The sequence below is a fragment of the Corallococcus aberystwythensis genome (genome assembly GCF_003612165.1).
In the GTDB taxonomy this organism is placed as follows: Bacteria; Myxococcota; Myxococcia; order Myxococcales; family Myxococcaceae; genus Corallococcus; species Corallococcus aberystwythensis.
This window is the reverse complement of record NZ_RAWK01000413.1, coordinates 1-6,027: the sequence shown is the minus strand read 5'-3', so window position 1 is coordinate 6,027 and position 6,027 is coordinate 1. Positions and strand designations below refer to the sequence as shown.

Genomic DNA, 6,027 nt, shown 5'->3' with positions numbered 1-6,027 from the left:
CCCGGCACCCTCACGCGGCCCGTGCCGCCGCCCGCGCCGCCCCGGCCTCCGCCGGTGATGACGCCCACGGCGCGGCCGGTGGCGCGGGCGGCGGCACGGGCCGCGTGAGGGTGCCGGGAACAGGCGTCGGGGGAATGACCGCCGGCGGCGGGCGCGTCAGCGAACCCGGAACAGGCGTGGGGGGAATGACGACGGGTGGCGGACGCGCGGGCGCGGCCTGCGGCGTCATGACCGGCGGCGGACGCGCGGTCACCGCGGATCCACTCAGCGGCAACGGCGCGGTGGGCAGCGCGCCGGCCATGTCCAGCCGGGGCGGCGGGGGCGCGGGCGGCTGCGTCGCGCCCTGGAGGAAGAGCGTCTCCGCCTCGCGGATCCGCCGCGAGAGGAAGTCGAAGATTTCAACGGAGACCTTGCGCAGCTCCGGATGCAGGTCCGGCGACAGGTGCTCCGGTGAGAAGCGCTTCGCCATGCGGAAGAAGGCGATGCGGAACTCGTCGAGCGACGCCTGCGGCTTGAGCCCGAACACCTCGTGCGGCGGCAGGTGCAGCAGGCCGCGCAGCTGGTTGCGCAGGCGCTCGGCCTGCTGGCTCTCCACGGAGGGCGTGGGCGCCGCGGTGGTGAACAGGTCGCGCACCTCCGGGAGGTCCTGGAGCGCGACCCAGTTCGTTCCATCGCGCGACGCGCGCACGGCCGTCTTCAGCCGGCCGGAGGCGATGAGCTCACGGAATGCTTGCAGCTGGAGGGGGCCCAGCACGCGGCCGAGCGAGTCTCCCACCCAGTAACCCACAGCGGATGCCGACACGGAGACCTCGGGGAATCAGGACGCGAGCGCCTGGCGCACGGCGGCGGCGATCTCCAGGGGATGGAAGGGCTTGCCCACGAAGCCCATGGCCCCCGCGGCGATGGCCTGCTCCACCACCGGCTCCGCGTCCATGCTGCTGATGACCAGCACGCGCGTGTCCGGCGACACGCTCTTGATGGCGCCCAGCACCTCCAGGCCGCTCTTCTTCGGCATGAAGAGGTCCAGGAACATCACCGCCGGCTGCTCCTTCTCCGCCAGCGCCAGCCCTTCCTCTCCGTCCGCGGCCTCCAGCAGCCGCAGGTCGATACCCGTGTCCGCGATGACGTCCTTGAGGATGCGACGCACGAAGCTGTCGTCATCCACCAACAGCAGGGTCGGTAGTCCAGGCATGGGGGCAGGATACATAAGACGCGCGACGTTTGGGCGCGCGCATCCCACGTGCCTGCTCGCCTTTTGGGTTAAGGGGTGGGCATGTCCACCGACCCCGCGCTGTCCCATTTCGAGTCCCACAAGGCCGCGTACCTGGACGACCTCAAGGCCCTCGTCCGCATTCCCAGTGTGTCCTTTCCCGGGTTCGACGCGGGCCTCGTGCGCAAGAGCGCGGAGGCCACCGCGGCCCTCTTGAAGGACCGTGGCTTTGAAAACGTGCAGCTGCTCGAAATCGAGGGCGCGCATCCGTATGTCTATGGCGAGGTGCTCAAGGCGCCGGGCCGCCCCACGCTCCTCCTCTACGCGCACCACGACGTGCAGCCCGCGGGAGACGAAGCCGCGTGGAAGAGCCCGCCCTTCGAGCCCCAGGAGCGCGACGGCCGCCTGTACGGCCGCGGCGCGGCGGACGACAAGGCCGGCATCGTCGTGCACACCTCCGCCGTGGACGCGTGGCTCAAGAGCACCGGCCAACTCCCACTCAACGTGAAGGTCATCATCGAGGGCGAGGAAGAGGCTGGCAGTGACCACCTGGGTGCATTTCTCCAGAAGCACGCGAAGTTGGTGGCGGCGGACGCCATCGTGTTGACGGACACGACGAACTTCGACACGGGGCTGCCGTCCATCACCACGGCGCTGCGCGGGCTGGTGACGGTGGACGTGGAGGTGCGCGGACTCCAGCAGGCGGTGCACTCCGGCATGTGGGGCGGGCCCATTCCGGATCCGGCGATGGCGCTGTGCCGGATGCTGGCGTCGCTGACGCACGCGGATGGCACCATCGCCATCGAAGGCGTGATGGAGCAGGTGAAGCCGCTGACGGCCGCCGAGCGCGAGAGCATCCAGGCGCTGCCCGGTGATGAAGCCACCTTCCGCGAGCAGGCGGGCATCCGCGAAGGCGTGCAGCTGCTCGGCGGCGGGCGTCACCCGTGGGAGACGAACTGGCGCCAGCCGAGCCTGGCCATCAACGCCATCCAGGCCAGCAGCCGCAAGGACGCGCGCAACATCATCGTGGAGTCCGCATGGGCGCGCGTGGGCATCCGCGTGGTGCCGGACATGGATCCGGAGGACGTGCAGCGCCGGCTGGTGGCGCACCTGAAGAAGGTGTGCCCGTGGGGCCTGGAACTGGAGATCCGCGAGGACCAGGCCTCCGGCTGGTGGTACACGGATTCGTCGCACCCGGCCTTCCAGGCGGCGTTCCGCGCGCTGGAGAAGGGCTACGCGAAGAAGCCCGTCACCATCGGGTGCGGTGGGTCCATCCCGTTCGTGGAGCCGTTCGCGAAGGAGCTGGGCGGGGTGCCCGCGCTGCTCATCGGCGTGGAGGATCCGTACACGTACGCCCACTCGGAGAACGAGAGCCTGCACCTGGGTGACTGGGAGAAGGCCATCCGCTCGGCCATCCACCTCTACGAAGAGCTGGCGAAGTCGCTGACCCCTCGCGGCTGAGCGCCGCGAGGGCCAGGAGGAAGGCCTAGCCGGCCTTCTTCTCCTCGGCGGACGCGAGGTTCCACGACTCCTGCAGTGACTTGGGGATGCGGAACGTCACGCGGCCGCCGCCCGTCTCCGAGGAGTGCAGCGACTCCAGCAGCTTGCGCGACAGCGACGCGGAGACCTTCGCCGCCATGCTGGACTGGTCCTGGGCCTCGTCCGACAGCGCGAACATCCAGCGCATCGGGCCCATCAGGTGGCGGGTCCAGTCCGTCTTCTCCAGCCCGATGGCCTCCGACACCGCCTCGCTGCACAGCTCGCGCATCGTGGACACCACGACGCCGTCCATCATCGTGCCGGGGATGCGCATCTTGAGGTAGTCCACGAGCGCCTTCGTCAGCGCCACGCCGTCCTCCGAGTGCCGCACCTGCCGCTGCTGGATGGCCTCCCAGAGGTGCTCGGCGTCCTCCAGGTCACGGGGCAGCAGGTCCTGGTGGATGCCCAGGAAGTGGCCAATCACCCTCCAGCAGTGGAAGTAGGCGTCCTCCTCCTCGCGGGTGAAGTCCAGGCCCAGCTTCGTCAGCGCCTTGGGCACCAGGGCCAGCGTGAGCAGCGTCGCCACGTGGTCCTCCTGGTTGGCTGGCGTGCCGTACTCGGAGGCCTGCCACTTTGGATCCTTCCCGACGTGGTGGCGGATGGTGGCGTGCAGCAGGCGGATCTTCTGCGCGGTGCGCACCCCGAAGCCCTGGGGCCCCAGCCCGCCCTCCGTCATCACGTCCAGTACGAACTGCGCCGTTTCGATGATGCGGCGGTGCACGTGCTTGTCGATGCCGTTGGTCCACGTGAGCACCTTCGCCGCCTTGGCCCACGCGTAGCAGCAGGGCAGCGACCAGGTGAAGTAGGCCAGCGTCATCTGCATGCCGTAGCGCTGGAACAGGTTCTGGCCCAGCTGGACCTTCACCGGGTCGGCCCACTCGGGCCAGTCGTCGGTCTGGTTGAGGTAGTCCTCCAGCGCGTCCGGCAGCTCGGCGGGAACCAGGTGCGTGTTCGAGTGGAGGCTGCGCATCATCTGATTGACGGCGTCCACCTCGTTGTTGGCGAACACCTGCTGGATGACTGCATCCGCCAGGGGCTCTCCCATGGCGCGGAACGGATCGAGCACGGCATCGGTCCAGCGGCCACGCGAAGGAGGGGGGACAGGGACTGAAGACATTCGGGCTTCTCGGATGGGACGGTGAAGGAGGACTGCGCCTCGATCATGTCCGCATTCGCGAGACTCGGATACGGGGCATCCCCACCCTCAAGTCGGTGGGGACGCTCGCTTACCGCTTGCCCTCCAGGCGAGCCGATTACAGGCCGCGGAAGCGGTCCGTGGCTTCAATCAGCGCGGACGTGTTGCCGGGCTCGTTGGCGGAGTGGCCCGCGTCCGGCACCATCACGAACTGGGCCTCCGGCCACGCGCGGTGCAGGGCCCACGCGCTCTCCGGCGGACACACCACGTCGTAGCGGCCCTGCACGATGACGGCGGGGATGTGGCGGATGCGCTGCACGTCGTCCAGGAGCTGCGTGTCCGTGCGCAGGAAGCCCTTGTTGATGAAGTAGTGGCACTCGATGCGCGCGAAGGCGATGGCGAAGTCGTCCCCCGCGTTGCGCGCGACGAGCTCCGCGTTGGGGTACAGGCAGCTCGTGCGGCCCTCCCACACGCTCCAGGCCCTCGCGGCCTCCTGTTGCGTGTGCTTGTCGTCACCCATCAGCCGCTTCGCGTACGCGTGGAGCAGGTCGCCGCGCTCCTCCTCCGGGATGGGCGCGAGGTAGTGCTCCCACGCGTCCGGGAACATCGCGTCCGCGCCGCGCTGGTAGAACCAGTCAATCTCCTGCTTGCGCAAGAGGAAGATGCCGCGCAGCACCAGCTCCGTGACGCGCTCCGGGTGCGCTTGCGCGTAAGCGAGCGACAGGGTGCTGCCCCACGAGCCGCCGAAGAGCAACCAGCGCTCCAGGCCCAGGTGCTCGCGCAGCCGCTCCATGTCCGCCACCAGGTCCCAGGTGGTGTTCTCCTCCAGGCTGGCGTACGGCGTGCTGCGGCCACAGCCGCGCTGATCAAACAGGATGATGCGGTACACGCTGGGGTCGAAGAAGCGGCGCTGCTTCGGGTCGGTGCCGCCGCCCGGGCCGCCGTGCACGAACACCGCGGGCTTGCCCTTCGGGTTGCCGCTCTCCTCGAAGTAGAGCGAGTGGCCTCCGGTGACCTTCAGCTGACCGGTGCGGTAGGGCTCGAGCGGGGGATAGAGCGTGCGCAGCGGCGTGGGTGCGGGCACGGGGTTCCTTCCTTGGGAATGAGGTGCCGCGCAACCTAACAACAGGTAGCACCCCCCGGGCGAGCCTTCAGAAGTACCACGTCAGACCGAGAACGACCCGCCACGGTCCGCCTTCAACGGTTGAAGCGCACGCCCGCGCTGAAGCCCGCGCGGAACGGGGAGGTGGGCGTGAGCACCCGCAGGCCGCCGCCCCACGAGGTGATGAAGAAGTCCTCGCGGCCGGTGAGCAGCTCCGCCGCGACGTACGCGCCCACGAGCGCCTGGAAGTCGTAGCCTCCGCGCACGCCCAGCCCCACGCCGCTGTCGTCGCGCACTGTGGTGTCGAACCCGGAGCCGCGCATCAGCGACACACCCACCCACGGGCCATGCAGCGGTTGCGTGTCATCCGCGTGAGCCACGCGGGCGGCAAGGGGGAGCAACAGGAGCGCGGCGGGCAGGGAGCGAAGCATGAAGCGGGGACCTCGGAGGGGAGGAGGGCTGCCCTCCCTACGGAGCGTTCGCGGCGTCCTGGTCGTGCCAGCGCGGCTCAGAAGTACCAGCTCAGCCCGAGCGCGACGCGCAGCGGCCCTCCGTCCAGGGTGATGATCCGCTGGGGCGTGCTCCCCTTCTGGGCACGGGTGACCTCGCCCTTCAGCGGCCAGCCCCTGGCCACCTCCAGGCCGAAGCCCAGGTGCCGCCAGGGCCGGACCTCTCCCAGCAGGCCGACGGTGAAGAAGGGCAGGGTGGGCTCATGCGGGATGAAGCGCAGCCCCGCGCTGAGGCCCGCGCGGAAGGTCTCCGTGGGGGTGATCAGCCGCAGCCCTCCGCCGAAGGACCCGTAGTGGACCTCCTCCTCGTACTCGGCCCAGACGCCCGCGTACTCCAGGAAGTCGTAGCCCGCGCGCACGCCCAGGCCCACGGTGGTCTCGAACTCTCCCTCCGAAGTGCGTCCCTCCTCGCGGATGCCCACGGTGAAGCGGGAGCTGGTGGACGCGATGGCCCCCACCCATGGGCCATGCAGCGGCCGTGCGTCCTCCGCGCGGGCGGCGGTGGCGGCGAGGAGGACGCACGGCCGCTGCA

Annotated in this window: 7 protein-coding genes; 1 reads left to right on the top strand and 6 read right to left on the bottom strand. The window is 69.9% G+C overall.

Annotation, left to right across the window (positions count from 1 at the left end; genetic code table 11):
- Positions 1 to 10 precede the first annotated feature (10 nt).
- On the bottom strand, positions 11 to 802 hold the full coding sequence (locus D7W81_RS43915) for a hypothetical protein (protein ID WP_244227743.1): 792 nt from the start codon (positions 800 to 802) through the stop codon (positions 11 to 13).
- Positions 803 to 817: 15 nt separating this feature from the next.
- The gene (locus tag D7W81_RS39200) at positions 818 to 1,192 is read right to left on the bottom strand and encodes a response regulator (RefSeq protein ID WP_120560449.1); all 375 of its coding nucleotides are present in this window, start codon (positions 1,190 to 1,192) and stop codon (positions 818 to 820) included.
- Between the two features lie 81 nt (positions 1,193 to 1,273).
- Between D7W81_RS39200 and D7W81_RS39195 the strand changes: the two genes are divergently transcribed.
- A complete protein-coding gene (locus tag D7W81_RS39195) occupies positions 1,274 to 2,671 on the top strand; it encodes a M20/M25/M40 family metallo-hydrolase (RefSeq protein WP_167508150.1) in 1,398 nt (465 codons plus the stop codon).
- A gap of 25 nt (positions 2,672 to 2,696) precedes the next feature.
- Here D7W81_RS39195 and D7W81_RS39190 read toward each other — a convergent pair whose 3' ends face one another.
- The 4 genes from D7W81_RS39190 to D7W81_RS42625 all read right to left on the bottom strand — a co-directional run.
- Positions 2,697 to 3,815: an oxygenase MpaB family protein gene (locus D7W81_RS39190; protein ID WP_244227742.1), complete on the bottom strand. Its 1,119-nt coding sequence runs from the start codon at positions 3,813 to 3,815 to the stop codon at positions 2,697 to 2,699.
- A 187-nt stretch (positions 3,816 to 4,002) separates the two neighbouring features.
- The gene (gene pip, locus D7W81_RS39185) at positions 4,003 to 4,968 is read right to left on the bottom strand and encodes a prolyl aminopeptidase (RefSeq protein ID WP_120560446.1); all 966 of its coding nucleotides are present in this window, start codon (positions 4,966 to 4,968) and stop codon (positions 4,003 to 4,005) included.
- A gap of 113 nt (positions 4,969 to 5,081) precedes the next feature.
- Complete coding sequence (locus tag D7W81_RS39180) at positions 5,082 to 5,417, bottom strand: hypothetical protein (protein WP_120560445.1); 336 nt, start codon at positions 5,415 to 5,417, stop codon at positions 5,082 to 5,084.
- Positions 5,418 to 5,494: 77 nt separating this feature from the next.
- On the bottom strand, positions 5,495 to 6,027 hold a 533-nt coding region (locus tag D7W81_RS42625; protein WP_158621776.1), incomplete at its 5' end, for a hypothetical protein.